The 20,568-nt window shown below is 69.0% G+C and carries 23 protein-coding genes; 10 read left to right on the forward strand and 13 right to left on the reverse strand.

Going from position 1 to position 20,568, the window contains the following annotated elements; translation table 11 throughout:
• From Adu01nite_RS40235 to Adu01nite_RS40250, 4 genes are all read right to left on the reverse strand, one after another.
• The coding region (locus Adu01nite_RS40235; RefSeq protein ID WP_203734611.1) for a caspase family protein at positions 1-856 on the reverse strand (856 nt) is incomplete at its 3' end.
• The gene (locus Adu01nite_RS40240) at positions 840-1,172 is read right to left on the reverse strand and encodes an effector-associated constant component EACC1 (protein ID WP_203734612.1); all 333 of its coding nucleotides are present in this window, start codon (positions 1,170-1,172) and stop codon (positions 840-842) included. The genes Adu01nite_RS40240 and Adu01nite_RS40235, both read right to left, overlap by 17 nt.
• Positions 1,173-1,206: 34 nt before the next feature.
• Positions 1,207-3,099, reverse strand: coding sequence for a hypothetical protein (locus tag Adu01nite_RS40245; RefSeq protein ID WP_203734613.1), 1,893 nt, complete (start codon positions 3,097-3,099; stop codon positions 1,207-1,209).
• 62 nt (positions 3,100-3,161) lie between these two features.
• Positions 3,162-3,833 (reverse strand): SDR family oxidoreductase, encoded by a 672-nt coding sequence (locus Adu01nite_RS40250; RefSeq protein WP_203734614.1) that lies wholly within the window; start codon positions 3,831-3,833, stop codon positions 3,162-3,164.
• 72 nt (positions 3,834-3,905) lie between these two features.
• Here Adu01nite_RS40250 and Adu01nite_RS40255 point away from each other — a divergent pair, with 72 nt between their 5' ends.
• Positions 3,906-4,418 (forward strand): TetR/AcrR family transcriptional regulator, encoded by a 513-nt coding sequence (locus tag Adu01nite_RS40255; protein WP_203734615.1) that lies wholly within the window; start codon positions 3,906-3,908, stop codon positions 4,416-4,418.
• Positions 4,419-4,451: 33 nt separating this feature from the next.
• Here the strand turns inward: Adu01nite_RS40255 and Adu01nite_RS40260 are convergent, their stop codons facing one another.
• Together Adu01nite_RS40260 and Adu01nite_RS40265 are read right to left on the reverse strand one after the other, a co-directional pair.
• Positions 4,452-5,048 carry an acyl-CoA-like ligand-binding transcription factor gene (locus tag Adu01nite_RS40260; protein WP_203734616.1) on the reverse strand — a complete coding sequence of 199 codons (597 nt, stop codon included), beginning with the start codon at positions 5,046-5,048 and terminating at the stop codon, positions 4,452-4,454.
• A complete protein-coding gene (locus tag Adu01nite_RS40265) occupies positions 5,045-6,547 on the reverse strand; it encodes a DHA2 family efflux MFS transporter permease subunit (protein WP_203734617.1) in 1,503 nt (500 codons plus the stop codon). The genes Adu01nite_RS40260 and Adu01nite_RS40265 overlap by 4 nt, the downstream gene beginning before the upstream one ends.
• Positions 6,548-6,630: 83 nt before the next feature.
• On the opposite strand from Adu01nite_RS40265, the gene Adu01nite_RS40270 reads away from it, so the two are divergent.
• The 3 genes from Adu01nite_RS40270 to Adu01nite_RS40280 all read left to right on the forward strand — a co-directional run bounded on the left by Adu01nite_RS40270 (position 6,631) and on the right by Adu01nite_RS40280 (position 8,584).
• A complete protein-coding gene (locus Adu01nite_RS40270; protein ID WP_203734618.1) occupies positions 6,631-7,518 on the forward strand; it encodes an amidohydrolase family protein in 888 nt (295 codons plus the stop codon).
• A gap of 71 nt (positions 7,519-7,589) precedes the next feature.
• Positions 7,590-7,745 (forward strand): hypothetical protein, encoded by a 156-nt coding sequence (locus Adu01nite_RS40275; RefSeq protein WP_203734619.1) that lies wholly within the window; start codon positions 7,590-7,592, stop codon positions 7,743-7,745.
• Positions 7,742-8,584 carry a PfkB family carbohydrate kinase gene (locus Adu01nite_RS40280; RefSeq protein WP_239133079.1) on the forward strand — a complete coding sequence of 281 codons (843 nt, stop codon included), beginning with the start codon at positions 7,742-7,744 and terminating at the stop codon, positions 8,582-8,584. The genes Adu01nite_RS40275 and Adu01nite_RS40280 overlap by 4 nt, the downstream gene beginning before the upstream one ends.
• On the opposite strand, the gene htpG is transcribed toward Adu01nite_RS40280, so the two are convergent.
• From htpG to Adu01nite_RS40295, 3 genes are all read right to left on the reverse strand, one after another.
• Positions 8,585-10,432, reverse strand: a complete 1,848-nt coding sequence (htpG, locus tag Adu01nite_RS40285; RefSeq protein WP_203734620.1) for a molecular chaperone HtpG — start codon at positions 10,430-10,432, stop codon at positions 8,585-8,587.
• A gap of 189 nt (positions 10,433-10,621) precedes the next feature.
• Entirely contained in the window at positions 10,622-11,524 is a 903-nt protein-coding gene (locus Adu01nite_RS40290) for an RNA polymerase subunit sigma-70 (protein ID WP_203734621.1), read from the reverse strand.
• Positions 11,524-12,492, reverse strand: a complete 969-nt coding sequence (locus Adu01nite_RS40295) for a serine hydrolase domain-containing protein (protein WP_239133080.1) — start codon at positions 12,490-12,492, stop codon at positions 11,524-11,526. The genes Adu01nite_RS40290 and Adu01nite_RS40295 overlap by 1 nt, the downstream gene beginning before the upstream one ends.
• 57 nt (positions 12,493-12,549) lie before the next feature.
• Between Adu01nite_RS40295 and Adu01nite_RS40300 the strand changes: the two genes are divergently transcribed.
• A complete protein-coding gene (locus tag Adu01nite_RS40300) occupies positions 12,550-13,455 on the forward strand; it encodes a type III polyketide synthase (protein WP_275414761.1) in 906 nt (301 codons plus the stop codon).
• Between the two features lie 106 nt (positions 13,456-13,561).
• Here the strand turns inward: Adu01nite_RS40300 and Adu01nite_RS40305 are convergent, their stop codons facing one another.
• Positions 13,562-14,218, reverse strand: a complete 657-nt coding sequence (locus tag Adu01nite_RS40305) for a DUF998 domain-containing protein (RefSeq protein WP_203734623.1) — start codon at positions 14,216-14,218, stop codon at positions 13,562-13,564.
• Positions 14,219-14,295: 77 nt separating this feature from the next.
• On the opposite strand from Adu01nite_RS40305, the gene Adu01nite_RS40310 reads away from it, so the two are divergent.
• The 5 genes from Adu01nite_RS40310 (at position 14,296) to Adu01nite_RS40330 (ending at position 18,732) form a co-directional block, all read left to right on the forward strand.
• Positions 14,296-15,018, forward strand: a complete 723-nt coding sequence (locus Adu01nite_RS40310; protein ID WP_203734624.1) for a TetR/AcrR family transcriptional regulator — start codon at positions 14,296-14,298, stop codon at positions 15,016-15,018.
• A 328-nt stretch (positions 15,019-15,346) separates the two neighbouring features.
• Positions 15,347-15,490 (forward strand): hypothetical protein, encoded by a 144-nt coding sequence (locus Adu01nite_RS40315; protein WP_203734625.1) that lies wholly within the window; start codon positions 15,347-15,349, stop codon positions 15,488-15,490.
• Between the two features lie 23 nt (positions 15,491-15,513).
• Positions 15,514-16,446, forward strand: coding sequence for an arsenite methyltransferase (gene arsM, locus Adu01nite_RS40320; RefSeq protein WP_239133082.1), 933 nt, complete (start codon positions 15,514-15,516; stop codon positions 16,444-16,446).
• Positions 16,447-16,801: 355 nt separating this feature from the next.
• A complete protein-coding gene (locus Adu01nite_RS40325) occupies positions 16,802-17,398 on the forward strand; it encodes a phosphoribosyltransferase family protein (protein ID WP_203734626.1) in 597 nt (198 codons plus the stop codon).
• Between the two features lie 140 nt (positions 17,399-17,538).
• On the forward strand, positions 17,539-18,732 hold the full coding sequence (locus Adu01nite_RS40330; protein ID WP_203734627.1) for a PDDEXK family nuclease: 1,194 nt from the start codon (positions 17,539-17,541) through the stop codon (positions 18,730-18,732).
• Positions 18,733-19,108: 376 nt separating this feature from the next.
• Here the strand turns inward: Adu01nite_RS40330 and Adu01nite_RS40335 are convergent, their stop codons facing one another.
• The 3 genes from Adu01nite_RS40335 to Adu01nite_RS40345 all read right to left on the reverse strand — a co-directional run bounded on the left by Adu01nite_RS40335 (position 19,109) and on the right by Adu01nite_RS40345 (position 20,314).
• Positions 19,109-19,483 (reverse strand): response regulator, encoded by a 375-nt coding sequence (locus Adu01nite_RS40335; protein WP_239133083.1) that lies wholly within the window; start codon positions 19,481-19,483, stop codon positions 19,109-19,111.
• Positions 19,484-19,673: 190 nt separating this feature from the next.
• On the reverse strand, positions 19,674-19,967 hold the full coding sequence (locus tag Adu01nite_RS40340; RefSeq protein ID WP_203734628.1) for a hypothetical protein: 294 nt from the start codon (positions 19,965-19,967) through the stop codon (positions 19,674-19,676).
• 20 nt (positions 19,968-19,987) lie between these two features.
• The gene (locus tag Adu01nite_RS40345; RefSeq protein ID WP_203734629.1) at positions 19,988-20,314 is read right to left on the reverse strand and encodes a DUF6313 family protein; all 327 of its coding nucleotides are present in this window, start codon (positions 20,312-20,314) and stop codon (positions 19,988-19,990) included.
• Between the last annotated feature and the right edge of the window lie 254 nt (positions 20,315-20,568).

The raw sequence follows: 20,568 nt of genomic DNA on the forward strand, positions 1-20,568 counted from the left end.
CCGGCTCGACCGGCTCGACCGGCTCGACCGGCTCGACCGGCTCGACCGGCTCGACCGGCTCGACCGGCTCGACCGGCTCGACCGGCTCGGTCACCGCCGGCGGACGGGACAGCGCCCGGTTGACGGCGAGGACGATGTGGTGCCCGCGGTTGCCGGACCGCTGCATCGGCACCGGGCGATCCGTGCCGCTGAGCTCGTTGCGCAGCCACCAGTAGACGTCGGCGGTGCTGAGCAGATCGGGCCGGCCCGGGATCCCCTCGTCGAGCAACCGGACGAGCGCCCCGGTGAAAGCTGTGTACTGCTCGCCCGGTGGCGACACCGACAGGCTGTTCTCGCCGCAGGAGGTCAGCAGGTAGGTGCCGTCGACCACGGTCTGGTCGGCGAACTCGTTGGGCCCGGCCAGTGTGGCGTTCCCGGCGTAGCAGCAGTCGAGGATGACCACCTTCGACGGGCACTCGCTGCTCAGCACGGCTTCTTTGATCCGGTCGTACTCGATCGCCCCGAGAGTGGAGTCGGTCTCCGCGTTGCCGAGAGCCAGGAACAGCCGCGCGGACGTGTGCTGCAGGAATCCGTGCCCGGCGAAGTAGAACACCAGCGTGTCCTCGGCCTCCCGGCCGGCCGCGAGAAGCGCACGATGGACGTCGTCGCTGGACGCGGCGTCGGTCAGGGTCACGCAGTGGCTCTCCGGCAGCCCCCACACGGTTTCGTCGGTGAGCAGCTCGCGCAGGCGGTGCACGTTCGCCGAGATCGAGGCGAGCGGACTCAGGTGCTGGTATTCGGCCGGTCCGACGAGGACGGCCCGGGACCGCAGCGGGTCGGGCAGCCGCCGGGGCGGGTCCTCACTCGGCGTCGTCATCCAGCGCCGCCCGGAGGGCCTTCTCCAGCACCGCGAGACTCTCCGGCGAGCCGTCCGGAACGGTGATCCGGACGCCGTTGACCTCAACGGTGATCGGTGGCTTCCGGGGCCGGGTGCCGAGCCACGCGCGCAGCGAGACGACGAAGCTGCTGAGGGCGATCGTGTTGCTCAGCACGATGTTGACGATCTCGGCGGCACCCTGGTGCCGGGCGCTCGCCTCGGCGGTGACGGCAAGGCCGTTCGTGCGCCGCAACCATTCGTAGAGGGACTGAAGGAACGGCAGGTCTTGATCCGGAACGCTGGCGGCGACCTTCATGAACGCATTGAAGCACGTGCGGGCATACCCCGGGTCAGACCCCGGCCGCGGTGAACCAGCCGGACGCGGACGGGCCGAGCGGCTCGTCCAGCCGTACCGCACAGATCGCCCGCACCGCCGCCGCGACCTGGTTGAGCAGGGCGGTCACCGCGCGCGCCTCGGCGTCGGCCGCGTTGCCGGCGGCCCAGTAGTAGAAGGAGTCCTCCTTCCCGATCCGGATGCGCTGGGCGTCCTCGGCGAAGGCGAAGGTGAGCTGCGCGAACTGTTCATAGTCGACATGGAACTCGCGCGGCGACTGCGGACCCGGCGGGCGGGGCGCGCTGTGGCAGTGCACGCCTCGGTCGCTCAGGCCGATCAGCGAACCGGCCTCCAGGTCGCCGAGTCGTATCAGCCACAGCGGTCGCTCGTCGGGGCGCAGGGTCAGGGTCGGCTGCCAGCCGTCGGCCGGGTCCGGCTCGGGGAGCAGGCGGCGCAACTCGTCGACGGCGGCCGCGCGGGCCAGCGTGGTCCGGTCGCCGGTCCAGTCGCCGCACAGGTCGGCGGCGCGCGGTGAGTCGCCGAGCAGGTGGCCGACGTAGGGACGGGCCCATCGGCGGCCGGGGTCGTCGAGCAGCAGCCGCACGATCCGGGCGGCGATCGGGCCGCCGTCGCCGGTGTCGAGCTCCCGGATCAGGTCGGCCACCTGGCGTGGCGAGCGGTGCTGGACTACCAGGCCCAGGAAGCGGTCGACCAGGTCGGGGCGGTGGCCGGCGGACGCGGCCGGCTCCGGGTCGAGGTGCCACAGCCGGGCGATCCACTTGACCGTGCCGGTCCCCCGGGCCAGCTCGTCGAGGATGGCGTCGACGACCGCGCCGGCCCCGGCCGCGCAGGCCCGGGTGAGCACCGCCGCGACGACGCCGGCCGGCTCGGCGACGAGCTCGGCCGCGAACCGGCCGGGATCGGCCAGGCCGGCGAGCCGGGCGGCGTGCGCCGGGGACGCCACCACCTGGTCGATGAGGACCCGGGCCGGCCACTGCGCGCCGGCCGGAACCGCGGTGGCGACCGCCCGGGACAGCGCCCGCCGGTCGGCCCGGACCAGCTCGGCCATGACCTGCACGACCACGCCCGCGGGGGTGGCGGCGAGGCGCTGCAGGATCCGCCGCAGCGCCGCGGCCTGGCCGGTCTCGTCCAGCCGGGCCAGTACCGCCGCGATCGTGGCCGCACCCTCGGCCAGCACCGCCCGGGCCAGCAGCCCGGCCGCCTCGGCGCCTGAGGTCTCCAGATGCGCGGCGATCGCGGCGACCTCGTCGGGTGCACGCCGGGCGGCGACCGTGGCAAGCACGTCGTCGACGGGGATCGCCCCGATCAGCTCCAGAAACTCGGGCACGTCCCGGCACCCGGCCGCCACCCGCCCGGCCAACTGCCGGGCCTGCTCCCCACGACCGGCCTCCCGCAGCGCGGTGACCAGGCCGGCCGTGCAGGCCGGCCAGCCGCGGACGTCATCCGCCTCGGCGGGCCGGGCAGGGCTCGGGACTTCGGAATCTGCCCTCGCCGGGCGGGCGACGGCCGCGTCGAGCAGGGCGTCGCTGTCGGCCGGGTCGAGCAGGGCGGTCACGGCTACCACCTGGCTGGCGTCCCGGGCGTGGGTCAGGAACGTCGCGCGGCGGGCGGGCGGCAGCGCCGCGAGCATCGCGGCCACCTCGGTCGATGGGCGGCGGCACGCCGTGGTCAGCACGCGGTCGGCGTCGGGGGTGTCGCCGGCTTCGCTGAGGGCCTCGAGGATGGCGGCGACCTCGTGCGGGGCGCGGTTGGCGCCGATCGCGTCCAGCAGCATTTCCGCAGCCCGGTGCCCGCCGGCCGCCCGCATCTCGGCGAGCCGGCGCAGCACCGCGCCCGGTGCCAGCCATGGCATCCGCTGAGTAGGGATGCGGCGGCCGGCGAGCATCATGGACGGATTGAAACACGGCCCGGCGGAGGCCAAGTCGCACAACCAGTCAGCCGCCGAAGGGGTCAGGCGCTGAGGCCGGCCTTCACGCCGCGGGTCACGTCGTCGGCGAGGATCTCCGGGGCGCCGGCGGCCAGGCCGTCCAGGGCCAGGCGGGCGACCACGGCCGGGTCGGTCTTCTGGTCGGCGGGGATGCCGGCCGCCATGTCGGTGGCCATGTAGCCGACGTGCAGGGCGGCCACCTCGATGCCGCGCGGTGCCAGCTCGTCGCGGACGGCTCGGGTCATCGCCCAGCCGGCGGCCTTGGCGCCCGAATACGCGCCGGCGGCGGCCGGGTGGAACCACGACAGTACGGACAGGACGTTGAGGATCGCGCCGCCGCCGTTCGCCTCGATCACCGGGACGAAGGCGCGGGTGACGCCGAGCGTGCCGAAGTAGTGGGTCTCCATCTCCTGGCGGATCAGGTCGAGGTCGCCGCCGATCAGCGGCTGGCCGAGCGAGGTTCCCGCGTTGTTGATCAGCAGGGTGACGTCGGGGGCGGCCTTGGCGGCGCGCTCGATCGACGCCGGGTCGGTGATGTCGAGCTGCAGCGGGATGGCGCCGGGCAGGTCGACGCTGCTGAGCACGCGCGCGCCGGCGTAGACCTTGGCGCCGCGTTCGAGCAGCTGGGCGGCGAGGTGACGGCCGAGGCCGCGGTTGGCGCCGGTGACTACGGCTACCGAGTTCGTGATGTCCATGCCGATTAGATTACGGCCAGCATCTAATGGCCGCAAGGTAATAGATGACACACGCCATCTATACTCAGGTTCATGGGACGGGTGTCGCAGGCGCAGGCGCAGGAGAACCGGAAGCGGATCGTCGAGACGGCGGCCCGGCTGTTTCGCGAGCGCGGCGTGGCCGGGGTGAGCGTGGCCGACGTGATGGCCGAGGTGGGGCTGACCCACGGCGGCTTCTACAAGCAGTTCGCCTCCAAGGAGGCGCTGGTCGCGGAGGCGGTCGGGCAGGCCTTCGACGAGCTGAGGGGCAAGCTCGGCGGGCTGGACCGGGCCACCTTCCTCGACGAATATCTCTCCCCCGCGCACCGCGACGACCCGGGCGCCGGTTGTCCGGCCGCCGGGTTCAGCGGCGACATGGCACGCGAGGACGAGGGGAACGCCGCTCTGGCAGCGTACGCAAGCGGAATTGATCTTTATGCCCGCTGGCTGGGCGATGACCTCGCGGCGGTGAGCACCCTGGTCGGAGCGATGGTGCTCGCCCGCGCGACGGCCGGCACGGAGATCTCCGACCGCATCCTCGCGGCGGCGAAGGCCGCGCTCGCGTAGGCGAAAGCCACGCTCGCGTAGGCGAAAGCCGCCTCAGCGCAGGCGGAAGTTCTCCTCGAGGATGTGCAGCGCCTCTTCCAGGCGTCGGAAGTCGCCCTCCTCGAAGGTCGCCGTGCCGGGCGGGGTGATCGCCATGACCACCCCGACCATCGCACCGGCGATGACCCGATAAGTGAGGTCGTCGCCGGTGCGGCCGTCGCGCTCGGCGAGGGTGCCGGCCAGCATGTCGATCGCCATCACGGTCTGGCTCATCGCCCGCGCCCGCAACTCCGGCACCGCCTGGAAGATCCGCTGGCGGCGGCGCTCGCTCGCCCACTCCTCCTCGGTGAGCGCGAGGAACACCGACCGCATGCCCTCGAGCAGGGCGGTCACCGGTGGGACGCCGGCCGGCTGGTCGCGGATGGCCTCGACGATCACCGGGTCGTAGTCGTCGATCAGGATGACGTCTTCCTTTGTCGGGAAATATCGGAAGAACGTGCTCGGCGAGACCTCGGCCGCCTCCGCGATCTGGTCCACGGTGGTCGCCGCGTACCCCTGCTCCTCGAAGAGGCGCATTGCGTGCTCGCGGATGGCGAGCCGGGTCTTCGCCTTCTTGCGTTCCCGCAAACCGGCCGGCAGCGACGAGGTCATAGCCCCGATTCTGCCAGGGTCAGCCGCTCGGCCTCCACGGCCGCGGCCGGCGGCGGGGTGCGGCCGGGCAGCATGACCAGCGCGAGGACCACCCCGGCCGCGGCGACCGCGGCCGCCACCACCAGCGAGACGTCCATGCCGTGGGTGAAGGCGGCGCGGACCGCGCCGAGAAGCGCAGGGTCGCCGGTGACGCCGGCGGCCACGCTCTCCCGGGTCGCATCGCCGGCCGCGGCGGGCAGGGCGTCGCGGTAGGCGCCGTTGAGCACGGTGCCCAGCACGGCTACCCCGATCGCGCCGCCGACCTGCCGCATCGCCTGGATCAGGCCGTTGCCGACGCCGCTGCGTTCGGGGGTGAGCGCGCCGAGGGCCGCGTCCATCGACGGCGGCAGGGTGAAGCCGAGACCGAGACCGGCCAGGCTCACCCATACCGCGATGAAGCCGAATCCGCTGGTGGCGCTGGTGGTGGCGCCGAGCAGCAGGGCCGCGGTCATCAGCGCCAGGCCGCCGGCGATCACCAGGCGGCTGCCGATCCGGGCGGCGATCTTCTCGGCGGTGCGGGCGCCGACCAGCAGGCCGCCGATTACCGGGAGCAGGCGCAGGCCGGAGCCGAACGCGTCCTGGCCCTCGACCGCGCTGTAGAACTGCGGCAGCGAGAACATCAGGCCGAGCATGCCGAAGCTGGCCACGGTGGCGAGCACGGCGCCGCCGGTGAACTGCCGCGACCGGAACAGATCCAGGTCGACGAGCGGGAATTTGGCCGTCCGCTGCCGGACCACGAACGCGATCAGGGCCAGCACTCCGGCGATCATCGTGGTCAGCGAGCGGGCGTCGGACCAGCCGCGGTCGCCGGCCTCGATGATCCCGTAGGTGAGCGCGACCAGGCCGGACGCCGAGAGCAGCACGCCGAGCGGGTCGAACCGGCGGGTGCGGTCGCCGTGCGACTCGGGCACCCACAGCGTGACGGCGACCAGCGCGACCGCGATCAGCGGCACGTTGATCAGGAAGACCGAGCCCCACCAGAAGTTGTCGAGCAGCCAGCCGCCGAGCAGCGGGCCGAGCGGGATGCCGAGCGCGCTCGCGGTGAGCCAGATGCCCAGCGCCCGCGATCGCTCCTTGTCCTTGAAGAGCACGGTGAGCACGGAACCGGAGAGCGGCATGATCACCGCGGCGCCGAGGCCGAGCGCGGTGCGGGCGGCGATGAGCTCGCCGGTGCCGGCCGCCCGGGCGCACGCGGCGGAGGCGGCGCCGAACACGAACAGCGCGCCGAGCAGCAGCTTCTTGCGGCCGAAGCGGTCGCCGAGCATGCCGGCCGGCAGCAGCACGGCGGCGAGGACCAGCAGGTAGGAGTTGGTGAACCACTGCAGGTCGCCGGTGGAGGCGTGCAGATCGCGGCTGAGCGTCGGCAGGGCGACGCTGAGGATCGTGGTGTCGAGACCGATGGCCAGCGTGCTGAGGGCCAGGGCGGCCAGCGCGTACCAGCGCGACTTGGAAGTAACCATGTTTTGACAGTAACCCTCAGTTTCTAGTTACTGTCACTTTCCTCAGCGTGCTCTCAGGGTTTCCAGCGGGGGAAGATGGTCCGGTGATCGACGAGGAAGTGCCTGATTTCTGGCGCGCGCTCGGGCTGCCTGGATTGGCTGACGTGCACACCCATTTCCTCCCGCCGCGAATGGAACGCCGGGTCTGGGACCACTTCGCCGCCGCCGGGCCACTGATCGGCCGCGAGTGGCCAATTCGGTACAAATCCGATTTATCGGAAAGAATCAAAACCCTCGACCGGCTTGGCGTACGGATATTCAGCGCCCTCGCCTACGCCCATAAACCGGACATGGCCGCCGACCTGAACCGATGGAGCCTGGACTTCGCCGCCACCACCCCGGGCTGCCTGGCCAGCGCCACGTTCTTCCCCGAGCCGTCGGCTGTTGAATACACCCGGGCCGCCCTGGACCGCGGCGCCCAGATCGTCAAGCTGCACCTGCAGGTGGGCGGCTTCGACCCGCGCGACCCGCAACTCGACGAGGTCTGGGGCCTGCTCGCCGAGACGGGAACGCCGATCGTGGTGCACGCCGGCTCCGGCCCGGTCGCGCACGGCTTCGTCGGCCCCGCCCCGATCGGCGAGGTCCTCCAGCGGCACCCCGGGCTGGCGATCATCGTGGCGCACATGGGCGCCCCCGAATACCAGGGCTTCTTCGACCTGGCGACGAGCTACGAGCGGGTCCGGCTCGACACGACGATGGCGTTCACCGACTTCTTCGAGGAGATGGCACCCTTCCCGGCCGGTCTGCGCCCCCGGCTGCACGACCTGGGCCTGGCCGGAAAAGTCCTCCTGGGCAGCGATTTCCCGAACATCCCCTACGCGTACGCCCATCAGCTCGAGTCGCTGGCCCGGCTCGATCTCGGCGACGACTGGCTGCGCGCGGTGCTGTGGCACAACGCCCGAGATCTGTTTGGAACGACGCCGCGCGGGTGAAGATCCGCGAGGGGCGTGCGCGGGCATGCCACGATCATGTAATAGCCCACGGGTCGTGGAGGGAGGCCGACATGAAGAAGGCACTCGGCTGGATCCTGCTCATCCTGCTCATCTTCTACATCGGCACCAGCCCCGGCCCGGCCGCGGACGTCGCCCGCAGCCTGGGCGACGGCATCGCCGAAGCGTTCCGAGGCATCGGCACGTTCTTCCAAAACCTCTCGACGTGACCCACCTGCTCTGCGCCGGTCTGGCCACGGTGGACCTCCTCTACCAGGTCGACCGGATCCCCAGGATCGACGAGAAGGCGCAGGCCACCGGCTTCGATGTCGCGGCGGGCGGACCGGCCGCGAATGCCGCCGTGACGGCGGCCGCGCTGGGCGCGGAGGTCACTCTGGTCACCGCGATCGGCGCCCATCCGCTGGGCGACCTCATCCGCACCGACCTGCACATTCATGGCGTACGGGTGATCGACGCGGCCGCCGGCTCCACGACACCGCCGCCGGTCTCCGCGATCACCGTGCTGAGCGGCACCGGACAGCGGACGATCGTCAGCCGCAACGCCGGTGAGCTGCTGGTCCGCGTACCGGAAAAGGGTCTGCCCGACGCCGACCTGACGCTTGTCGACGGGCATCACCCCGCCCTGGCCGTGGCGGCGGCGCGCAGCGCACGCCGCCTGATCGTCGACGCCGGCACCTGGCGCCCGGTGTTCACCGAGATCCTGCCGTTCGCCGAGGTGGTGGCCGCGTCGGCGGCCTTCCGGCACCCGGCCGAGGCCGCGCCGACCGACGAGGCGCTGGCCACCGCGATCGGCGCACCGCACGTGCTGGTGACGCACGGCCCCGACCCGATCAACTGGTTCAGCGGCAGCGAGGCCGGCGCCGTCGAGGTCCGGCCGGTCGAGGCGGTCGACACCACCGGAGCCGGCGACGCCTTCCACGGTGCCCTGGCGGTCGCACTCGCCGACGCCGGCCTCCCGGAAGCGATCTGCTTCGCGAGCCGGGTGGCCGGCGTGCGAGTCCGGCACTCCGGGCCGCGAGCGTGGCTCGCGGCCCTCGGTCGCCGCTGATCAGACGGTCTTGGCCAGCCGGTCCGCGAGCAGCTTCGCGAAGCGGGCCGGGTCCTCCAGGTCGCCGCCCTCGGCCAGCAGTGCCGTCCCGTACAGCAGCTCGGCGGTCTCCGGCAGGGCGTCATCGTCCGCGCTGGTCTCGTGGGCCGTGCGCAGGCCGCTGACCAGCGGGTGGTTCGGGTTGAGCTCGAGGATCCGCTTGACCCGCGGGCCGTCCTGGCCCATCGCCCGGTACATCTTCTCCAGCGCCGGCGTGATGTCGTCGGTGTCGCTGACCAGGCAGGCCGCGCTGGTGGTGAGCCGGTGCGACAGGCGTACGTCCTTGACCTGCTCCTCGAGCTTCTCCTTGAGGAAGGTGAGCAGCGGCGCGAAATCGCCTTCCGGCTCCGGCTCTTCCTTGTCCTTAGGCAGGTCGACGTTGCCGCGGGCGACCGACTGCAGCTTCTTGCCGTCGAAGTCGGGCACCGCCTCGACCCAGATCTCGTCGACCGGGTCGGTGAGGATCAGCACCTCGTAGTCCTGCGCCTGGAAGGCTTCCATGTGCGGCGAGTTCTCGACCTGGGACCGGGAGTCGCCGGTGAGGTAGTAGATCTCCTCCTGGCCCTCCTTCATCCGCTCCACGTAGGCGGCGAGGGTGGTCGGCTCGGTGCCGGCCGTGGACGAGAAGGTGGCGATGTCGAGGATGGCCTTCTGGTTGTCCTGGTCGTTGAGCAGGCCTTCCTTGACCGCCTTGCCGAACTCGCGCCAGAACGTCGCGTACTTCTCCGGGTTGTTGGCCAGCAGGTCCTTGATCGTCGACAGCACCTTCTTGACCAGGCGCCGGCGGATCATCTGGATGTGCCGGTCCTGCTGGAGGATCTCCCGGGAGATGTTCAGCGACAGGTCGGCCGCGTCCACCACGCCCTTGACGAAGCGCAGGTAGTCGGGGATCAGCTCCTTGCTGTCGTCCATGATGAAGACGCGCTTGACGTAGAGCTGCAGGCCGCGCGGCGAGTCCCGCTGGAACAGGTCGTGCGGGGCCCGGGACGGCAGGAAGAGCAGCGCCTCGTACTCGAAGGTGCCCTCCGCCTTCATGTTGATGATCTCGAGCGGGTCGCTCCAGTCGTGGCTGATGTGCCGGTAGAACTGGTGGTACTCCTCGTCGGTCACCTCGGAGCGCGGCCGCGCCCACAACGCCTTCATTGAATTCAGAGTGTCGACCTGTTCCCCCGAGCGCATCTTGATGGGGAACGAGATGAAGTCGGAGTATCGCTTGACGATCTCCTTGATCTTCCACTCGTCGGCGTAGTCGTAGAGCGCGTCCTCCTCGTCCTTCGGGCGAAGGTGGACGGTCACCGTGGTGCCCACGGGCGCGTCCGGCGCGTCGTCGATCGTGTAGGTGCCCTCGCCGGCCGACTCCCACCGGGTGCCGTGGCCCTCGGTGCCGGCCTTGCGGGTCACCAGCTCGACCTTGTCGGCGACCATGAACGTCGAGTAGAACCCGACGCCGAACTGGCCGATCAGCTCCGGCGACTCCTTGGCCTCCTTGAGCTTGGTGAGCAGCTCCGCCGTACCCGACTTGGCGATCGTGCCGATCAGCTCGACCACCTCTTCGTGGGTCATGCCGATGCCGTTGTCGCGGATCGTGAGGGTGCGCGCCTCGGTGTCGGCCTCGATCTCGATGTGCAGATCGGAGGTGTCCGCCTCGAGCCCGTCCTGCAGCGTGGCCAGACGCAGCTTGTCGAGCGCGTCGGAGGCATTCGAGATCAGCTCACGCAGGAAGATGTCCTTGTTCGAATAGATCGAATGGACCATCAGCTGCAGAAGCTGCCGGGCCTCGGCCTGGAACTCCAACGTCTCCAAATCCAACACTCCCCATGATCGCCGTCGTGGTCATTCCCCCCGATCGTATGACCCCAGCGTCACCGGCCCGGCACCGGCCGGGTTCCCTCACCCCGGCGCGTTCCCGGGCCGCGACCCGGCGCGCCTCGAAGATCAGCAGCAGGACGGCAGCCAGGGCAAACGCGACGTGACTGAGATTGATCATCCAGGCTTATGTCATGGCTGCCCGGCGACATCCGGCCGGTAGCCGAGGAACGTGGTGACCTCGGAGATCAGCTCGTCGCCGAACTCGAAGACCAGCAGCGCGAACCGCTCGAACGACCCGCCCGGCCCGGTCGGCCGCTCCTGCCAGAGGGCCAGCCCGCCGTTGGCCGCCTCGGCCACCATCCGGGCACCGTGACACGACCCGTCGGAGTTGGCCATCACCGTCGCCACCGTCTCCCGGCCCCGGATCCACCAGGTGAACGGCGGCATCGAGTTGATCACGTCGGCCTGCAGGAGCGCGACCAGGGCGGCGATGTCGTCCCGCTCGAAGGCGTCGGCGTAGCGCTCGACCAGCGACCGTTTCGCCTCGTCGGACAGCGGGCTCGGCGCTTGCAGGCCGGTCGTGCGCAGGGTGGCCCGGGCCCGCTGCAGCGCGCTGGTCACCGACGGCACGGTGGTGTCGAGCAGCCCGGCCACCTCGTCGGCCGGCCAGCAGAACACGTCGCGAAGGATCAGCACCGCCCGCTGCCGGGCCGGCAGATGCTGCAGGGCGGCCACGAACGCGAGCCGCACAGTGTCCCGCCGCACCGCCACATCGGCCGGGTCGAGCACCCGGTCGACGATCGGCAGCACCCAGGTCGATTCGGGCAGCGGCGCGCCGAGCACCATGGTGGCCTCGAAGTCGACCGCGCGGGCCCGCCGCTGCGCCGACCGCAGCATGTCGAGACACACGTTGGTGGCGATCCGGTAGACCCAGGTGCGCACCGAGCCGCGGGCCGGGTCGTAGTCGCCGCCGTGCTTCCAGGCGCGCAGCATCGTCTCCTGCGCCGCATCCTCGGCCTCGAAGGGCGACCCGAGCATCCGGTAGGCGAACCCGACGAGCTCCGGCCGCAGCGCCGCGAGCTGCGCCTCCATCACGACACCTCCAGGATCGCGTCGCTGACCGCACACTGGAACGGCGACCGCCCCGGCCCGCCACCGAGCCGGTTGGTCAGGTAGGCGACGACCAGCCCCCGCGACGGATCCGCCCACCCGAAGCAGGCGTTCGACCCGTTGTGCCCGAACGCGAGCGGGTCACTGAGGCTCCCGAAGTAGCGCTGCCGCCCGGGTTGCCCCAGCTGAAACCCTTCCGACCAGCGGATCGGCATCCCCGACAGCAGGTCGGTCTCCCCTTCGCTGGTCGGCGTGGTGGCATCGTGCCAGCTCCCGTCGTCGAGCAGCGCCTGGTAGAACCGGGCCAGGTCCCGCGCAGTGCCGGCCGTGGTCGCGGCCGGAATCACCGCGTCCCGCACCGCCCGCCGGTTGAACATTGCCCGCGGCACCGCCGGCCCACCCTCGACCGGCACCCGCGACCCGCCCATCCGGGTGTGCCGCATGCCGGCCGGCGCAAAGATCTCGTCCCGGAAGACATCCGCGAGCGGCCGCCCGGTCACCCGCCGCACGACCTCGCCGAGAAGAAACCCGAAGCTGAGAATGTGATAGGCGGGCACGGCCCCCGGAGCGCTGTGCGCCCGGGCCCGCGCCAGCGCGCGAACAGACAAACCCCAGTGGGTAGCGCGAAGTGCATCCCCACGCACACTTCTTGCGTACGGAAGTCCCGAGCGGTGCCGCAGCACATGCCGGATGGTGATCCCGCCTTTGTCCTGAGCCCCGAACTCGGGCCAGTACCGGGCGATCGGATCATCGAGGTCGAAGGCACCCTGCCCGGCAAGCCGGTGCACGACCATGGCGATGAACGGTTTCCCGGCGGAGAACAGCAGAAACGGCGTGTCGGCATCGACACCCCAGGCCCGATCGAGAACCACTTCGCCATCACGCAGCACACAGAGCTGCGCGAGCGCGCCACCCTCCTCGACCAGCTCCACCGCGCGCCCGAACTCCACGAGCCCGACATTAGTCTTCCCGGCCCGGCGCGGGCCCGACGGTTCCTTCGCCGAGCCGTGACACCTGTCGCAGTGATCGACAACGATACGGTTCCGGGATGTCAAGAATCGATCGATGTGGGCCGCCGGCTCGGTGCGGACGCCGTTGCCGCGGCCCTGGCCGCTGCCGGTCTGCTGCCGTCCGACGTCGACCTGATCGTGACGACCTCGGTGACCGGGCTGGCCGTCCCCAGCCTGGACGCGCGGATCGCCCACCGGCTCGGGCTGCGTGACGACGTCAAGCGAATGCCGCTGTTCGGACTGGGATGCGTCGCGGGTGCGGCCGGCATCGCCCGGATCCACGACTACCTCGAGGGCCGTCCGGACGACGTGGCGGTGCTCCTGTCGGTCGAGTTGTGCTCGCTCACCTTCCAGCGCGACGACACCTCGACGGCGAACCTGGTCGGCTCCGGCCTGTTCGGCGATGGCGCGGCGGCCGTCGTGGTCATCGGGGAACGGCGCGCGGCGACGGCCGGGCACGGCCACGCGCCCCGGGTGCGGGCGACACGCAGCCGGCTCTACCCGGACTCCGAGCGGGTCATGGGCTGGGACATCGGCGAGACCGGTTTCCGACTCGTGCTCGCGGCCACGGTCCCCGACATCGTCGACACCTACCTGAAGGGTGACGTCGAGACCTTCCTCGCCGCGCACGGGCTGGCCGTGAGCGACGTCGACACCTGGATCGCCCACCCGGGCGGTCCGAAAGTCATCGAGGCCATCGTTCGCACCCTGGGTCTGAAACCGGACGCTCTCGACGTGACGCGACGCAGCCTGGCGTCGGTAGGGAACCTGTCCTCCTCGTCCGTACTGCACGTCCTGCAGGAGACGCTGGCGACCCGTGACCCCGGTGCCACGAGGCACCCGGCCATGATGCTCGCCATGGGGCCGGGCTTCTGCTCGGAGCTGGTGCTCCTGGACTGGTGAGCACCCCGGGCTCATCTGCACGCCTCGGTAGCCGACGAGGCGTTCCCAGCCCATAGCGCCGAACGCGACAGCAGGTCACTGTCGCGCTGATCTGGTCGGCCTCGTCTCAGGATCGCGTAAGAGCGGATCGCTCTGTCTTAGCCGAGGTTTCAGCTTTCGTGGTGCCGGTCAGGGCGCGCATCGCGTACGCCGCCTGCCACAGACCCATGAAGAGGACGGGCAGTCGTTCGTAGAGACCGGCCGGTGAGTTCCCGCCGTCCTGACCGTGCGCGGCGGTGACGGCCGCGAAGAAGGCCGCAAGGGCGATCAGCGACGCCGTGCTGCAGCCGATGGAGAACAAGGCCCAGCCGGCGAGCGGACGGCGCAGCGCGGCGACGGCGGCGACCGGGAAGGCGAGAAACACCAGCAGAGCGCCCGTGTTATGGACATCGCCGGTGGCGGTGACGACGGTGGGCTCGCCGGGTGGAAAGCCCAGAACAGGATCGGTGCGGAACGGACCGATGAGGATCAGGCCCAAGCCGGCCAGGGCGAGGAGCGCGTAGGCCGAGGTCCGCAATGCCGCTGAACGGCGGAGCCCTTCGGCGAAGCACAGGGTGAGGACGCCGTACAGCACGAAGTTGGCGATCTGAACCCAGCCGTACTGAGCCAGGCTGAGAGTGCTGATGGTGTCGTGCCCGGAGCTGTAGCCGGGCTGTATCGCTCCGTTGATCGTGAAAGTCGCGGCGAACAGCACCGGGCCGGCCGCGCCGAGCGCCAGCAACACTCGTGTACTACGTACGCTCATAAATACAACGTACACATGGTTGGATACGTTGTACACACGAGTGAGAAGGTGACCTGATGTCACTGTGGGAACGGCTCGACCGGCCCGGCGACCCCGCCCATCAAGCACGGCCCGCCCTGACTGTGCAGAGAATCGCCACGGTGGCAGTGGGCATCGCGGACACGAACGGGCTCGGCGCCATCACCATGCGCCGCCTCGCCAAAGATCTGGGCGTGGCCCCGATGGCCGCTTACCGGCACGTGGAGGGCAAGGACGACGTCCTCGAGCTGATGGTGGACCACGTCTACGGTGAAGTGAAGTTGCCCGCAGCCACCGACTGGCGAACGACCATGCGAGCCCTCGCCTGCGGCGTCCGCGCGCTCGTGCTCGAACACCCATGGCTCACGCAACTCCCCGCAACGCGGGCGGTGTTCGAACTGACTCCCGCCCGGATGGCTCTGGCCGAACGAGCGCTCGCCGCGCTGCGCGGTGCCGGAATCGACGCTGACACGTCGATGAGCATCTTCCGCACGGTCACCGCCTACGTGCATGGCGCCACCAGCAACGAACTCGGCTTAAGACAGCTGATGGCCGACCAAGGCTGGACCGACGGCGCTGAATCCCGCACTGGCCTCGCGAGCCGGATGACCTGGCTGCTGAACACCGGCCGCTACCCCACATTCGAGCGCTACATCCGCGAGGCCGCCCACAAGGACGACCCGCAATGGCAGTTCGATGTCGGACTCGACGCCCTCCTCGACGGCATCGCGACCCGCATCAGCCGACCGCGCCGATCTTGAGCGAGCGGTAACCGGATCTGCCGCCGATAATGCGCTCCACCCGGTAGGGCAGGACGGGAGCACTTGCTCTGGCGCACGGGGGCCGACGAGCGGTTGCGGGCACATCAGCCGCCGGTGCGGTCCGGACCACGAGGCAAAGAGTTGGGCCGATACGAGCATCCGGATCTCTGTCGCCGGTAATGCGCCAGTGGCAGCTCGAGCTACGGGTGCCGGCCGACCCGGGAGTACGTCGAGCTTGACATGTATCGAAACCGCGAGCAACTATGGATTCGACAAATGTCGAATCCGACGGTTATCGAAACCGTTGCCGGAGCCGCAGGAGGCCGCCATGTTGATCCGCCTTCTCCGCCGCGCCGCGCCGACCGCCGGGGTCCGGTTTTGCGACGGCTGCGCCGAGGTCACCACCGCGGCCGACCGCGGCCGCCGCTACCGCGCGTTCCGGCAGGCCCACACCACCCTTGGCCCCCGCTGACCATCCCTCGAAGGAGACCCACCATGACCGACACAACCGACGCTGCCGACAAGCTGGCAACTGCCGCCGCGACCGGCTGTTGCGGCGCACCCGCGCCGACCGCCGTCGCTCCCCAGGCCCCGGCGTCGACCGATCCCTGCTGCGGCACCCCAGCCGAGGCCACCGCCGAGAACTCCTGCTGCGGCAGCGCCGCGAAGACCGAGGCCGTCGCCTCCGGTGCCACCTGCTGCGGCACCGCCACCGACATCAGCGGCGACGGTGCTTCGATCCGCGAACAGGTTCGCGCCCGCTACGCCGACGCCGCCACCCGCGCCGCCGAAGGCGACCGGTGCGGCAACGACGACCTCTACGGCGCCGACGAGCGCGGCGAACTCCCCGACGCGGCCCTCCGCGCCAGCCTCGGCTGCGGCAACCCGCTGCGGGTCGCCGACCTCAACCCCGGCGAGACCGTCCTCGACCTCGGCTCCGGCGGCGGCATCGATGTCCTGCTCTCCGCTCGCCGCGTCGGACCGGCCGGCACCGCCCACGGCCTCGACATGACCGACGAAATGCTCGTACTCGCACGCCGCAACGCCGCCGAGGCCGGCGCTACCAACGTCGAGTTCCACAAAGGCCACATCGAGGACATCCCACTCCCGGACGCCTCCGTCGACGTCGTCATCTCCAACTGCGTGATCAACCTGTCCGCCGACAAGCCCGCCGTCTTCGCCGAAATGCACCGCGTGCTGCGCTCCGGCGGCCGCATCGGCATCTCCGACGTCGTCGCCGACGACCACCTCACCCCCGAGCAGCGCGGCGTCGTCGGCGACTGGTCCTCCTGCATCGCCGGAGCACTCTCCCGCAGCGAATACCTCGACGGCCTGACCGCCGCCGGATTCGTCGACCCCACCGTCGACTTCACCGGCTCCTACGCCCAGAACATGCACGCCGCGATCATCCGCGCCCACCGCCCCTGAAACCCGGTCCTCCGCCGGCGGAGCCACCACTTCACCGGCCCGACCACGCCCAGACCCCGCCGGTGATGAGACGAAGCACGCCACTTGGCACCTCGGAGGCTGAGTGACCCGGGGGATCGGTTCGGGCAAAGCACGTTTGTTGTCACCGAAGAGGCGAACTACCTGCCACCAGAGCTGATCGGCCCGCTTCGCCGACCACCCAGCGCGACGGCCCCCGGATCTGGCCGATGACAGCGCACTCGATCATTCCGCTCGGTACGTCAGCGAGGATTGCATTGACATCGTCGATAAGATGAGCTGATGGTCACCAGGAAAAGGGACTCTAGCAAGTTTGAGTACCCGAACGAGTTGGCCAATGGCTGCTGAGGCCTGGAGTGCCGTCCTCGTCACAACAACGCTAATCGGATTTGGGCTTGCTATCTGGCAGGCGGTTCGAGCGGAGCAACTCAATAAAAGAGAGCGAGATCTGGACTGGCCACGCTTCCGAAGTGCGGCGTCAGACCTTGCCCGATCGGTCGACAGGTCGGACTTCACGCCGGAGGTCATCCTCGCGTTGAGCGAGCGTGGCGCCATTGTCGCCCACCTGGTTGCACGAGAGTTGCGGACGCAGGTCCCCGTCGTCACGGCGGCCTACCTCGGTAAGCCGGACCAGAGTGCCGAACTGCCTGGCCACGAGGCCGTACGTGGCACCAAGGCCGTGTTGTTCCTGCCGGATGGTATTGCTGGATTCAAGGGGCGCCGCCTACTGCTACTCGACGACTTCGTCATGACCGGAGACGGTCTTCAGTCGGTTATCGACGCGTTGCTCAGAAAGGGATTCGAACGTACGGAAATTCGAAGCGGCGCAGTGGTGGCGACGAGAATATCGATAGTGAGCAAGAAGGGGCCTGACTACTTCGGGCGGGAGACCACGGGTTTCGACTTCTATTTTCCGTGGGGCCGAGCCGAGTGAACTGATTTGCCGCTGCGCGCGTACAGGCGTCCATCGACGTTGGTCACCGAGCGTGAGGTGTAGCAGTCCAGCGTTGTCTGTCTTTCGCGATGAACATGCGTTGCTGGATGGCAGCGACTGCCCGCGTACGGTCCACATAGTTGGCAGTTCACGAAGGCAAGAACCGGCGGCTGCTACGAAGTCTTGACCAGGCCATCCGCCTCGTCCGGCGCTCCAGTTCGTCACGCGGTGTACCGAGGGAATGGCTTCCTTCGGAGGTTCGCGGTCGGCAGGATGTACGGATGCCGCTGTTCGAGATGACTACTGACCAGTTGGTCGAGGTTCCGTCGACCACGTTCGCCGCCGAGCAGATCCTCGAGCGTGCCGATCTTCAACGGCTGCTGCGGGCGAAGCTGGACATGATCGTTGACGACGTACTGGTCGTCTCCGAGGAGTTCGGCGCCTTCGCCGACGCCCGTCGCCGTATCGACCTACTCGGCGTAGATCGTGCGGGACACATCGTGGTCATCGAGTTGAAGCGCACTACCGATGGCGGCCACCTCGAATTGCAGGCGTTGCGGTACGCCGCGATGGTCTCGGTCATGACCTTCGACGACCTCGTCGAACACTACGAACTGTTCCTCGCGAAGGTGGAACCGGACGCGGTCGAAGAGGCCCGCATCCGTCTCGCCGAGTTTCTCGAGGACGTCGGCGGCGAGGAGACGGTCCTGAGCCGGGAGGTCCGGGTGGTGCTCGTCGCGGCCGGCTTCGATCGGGAGATCACCACGACGGTGCTGTGGCTCAACGACGTCTACGGGCTCGACATGCGCTGTGTCCGATTGACCCCGTACAAGGTCGACAACCGCCTGCTGCTCGATGTACAGCAGGTCATCCCACTGCCGGAGGCAAGCCAACTCACCGTCCAGCTGCGGCGCCGGCAAACCCAGGCCCGAGCGGCCGGTGCCGACAACAGGGACTGGACTCCGTACGAGATCATCACGCCGGCCGGACGCAGCGAACCGCTGCGCAAGCGCCGAGCTGTACTGGCCATGGTCACCGCGCTGCACCAAGCAGGGGTGCCTGCCGCAGACCTCGCGACAGCAGTACCTCGGTCCCGGGTTCTGTCCGTGGACGGGACACTCGCCGGCGAGACGCTGGCGGAGGCCTTCATGAGTGCCTATCCCGGATCCCGCAAGCGGCTCGGCCGGTGGTTCATCGACGCGCCCCTGCACGACAGCGACAAGACCTGGGTGGTCTCGAAGATGTGGGGCACCAACACAGAACCCGTACTCGACCGGCTCCTGGCCCTGGCGCCTACGGATGGCTACGGCTACGAAGCCGTTTCTGACAACTGACTCGGACAGCGCCGCTCACGTGTTGACGTCACAAGGGTGCGCTGTCATGCCGAAAAGCGGACGCATTCATGATCAACACAATTTCCAGGATGTCGGTGCCTCAACGAGGCTGGACGGCCCCGAAATCCTGGAAATTGTGTTGATCTAGGTCGCAAACCAGCGCACGGAGTGCGGCGGCAGCCGGCGGCCGCGGCGACGATGCATCCGGATCCGCGATCCGCTCGCCACGGCGAGTAATACTTGCCGGGTATGCGGGTGGAATCTGACCTCTCAGCCACCCGGCGCCGATGGGCGGCTCGGCGGGCGATCAGCCCGTGCGCCTGCTCGGCTCACGGCTGCGCCGAACCGAATTCTTCGTTTGTTCTGAACATTCAAATCAAGGTTTCCACCTGGTTGAAAATTCAGAGAGAGCGCGCAGGGCATCGATCAATTCTTCAGTCGAGAAAGGCTTCTTCATCAACATTTCGTATTCGGTTATAACTCCTTCGGCGATGGCGAGATCTCGGGGCAGGCCAGACATGAAAACCGTTCGAGCATCCGGTCGGAGAACGGCCGCCGAATCGGCGAATTCGTGCCCCATATTTGGCAATCCGAGATCGGCCAGAACAATGTCGATCGCACCCGGATGATCGCGACACAATTGCAGTGCCTCATTGGCGCTAGCGGCAACGAGCGTGCTGAAGCCTCGGCGCTCGAGCATCCGCCGCATAATGTCGCGCAGGTCCTCCTCATCGTCAACGACGAGCACCACGGGACTGGCGAAATCTGACGGATCCGGTATTGCCGGAGGCGAGGATACCGGACGTACTCTTGTTCGACGGACCCTTGCATCGGACCGTCTCAGATAACCTTCTACCGCTTCCCGTTCCATTGCTGGGAAAGCATTACGCAAAAGACGTTCGCTAAGCGCGCGGAAACTACCGGGCGGCCGGCGACGTGGATCAGGGTTCATTATGCCGCACCTCGTCTTCGGCGCCGGTTCCTCGCCTACAAATAGGACACCACGGCCACACTTCGTCGTCGTGGAGGAACGCGGCGGCCGCCTCAACTGCCTGCCTGATTGCACGGCTTCCGCTGGCCTGCATATCGACTGCGTCGGTGTCCAGCACCAGGGCGACTATGTCCTCCCAGTCGCGCTCGGCAAGCAACCAGTCGTCGCCGTGTAGCCCGACGAAATCCAGCGTAAATGAGACCGGGATAATGAAACCGCATTGTTCGTACAGAAGATCCTTCAACGGGGGAATCGTGACAGCGGTCATCGTAGAGGCTCGCCCGGCTTGGTCAGAGCCTCACCAATGGGCCTTTGACGTCGGCCCTCGACAGCCATGCTGACGACGATGCCTGCCACCGCGCCGCACACGGCGGGCACGGCGAGCCAGCCAGCAGCTGACAGGAACCATGCGAGCACCGGCGCCACGACGATCTTGTCCCCCGGAGAGGTGATACCTATCGCTACGTCATAGGCGGTCTTCCAACCTGTTGCCACGCCGTTGGCTATATAAAGCGAGGCAAACATGGCTAGCAGCGCTGTTCCACGCACGAGCAGCCAATGGCGGATGCCCGCATAGGCACCGATAGCCAAAACCCAACGACGTAGGCGATCGCGGGCCCGATCTGGCGGCGGAGGGCGGCCTGGCAACCTGGCGCCTGCCGCCCGCGGAGACGACATGTAGATAGGTTACTGAACGCCGTCATCCGCTTCGCGCGATTGATCAGCAAGCGCAGCATAGCCTACCTGGACGTGTAGAAAATGCATCTTTCGGCGAGCCTCGGGCAATGGCTTGCGCGCTGTGCGTCATACTGTTTTGCCGCTGTCATCGCGCGGCGACCCATGGC

The organism is Paractinoplanes durhamensis (genome assembly GCF_016862175.1).
GTDB classification, from domain to species: domain Bacteria; phylum Actinomycetota; class Actinomycetes; order Mycobacteriales; family Micromonosporaceae; genus Actinoplanes; species Actinoplanes durhamensis.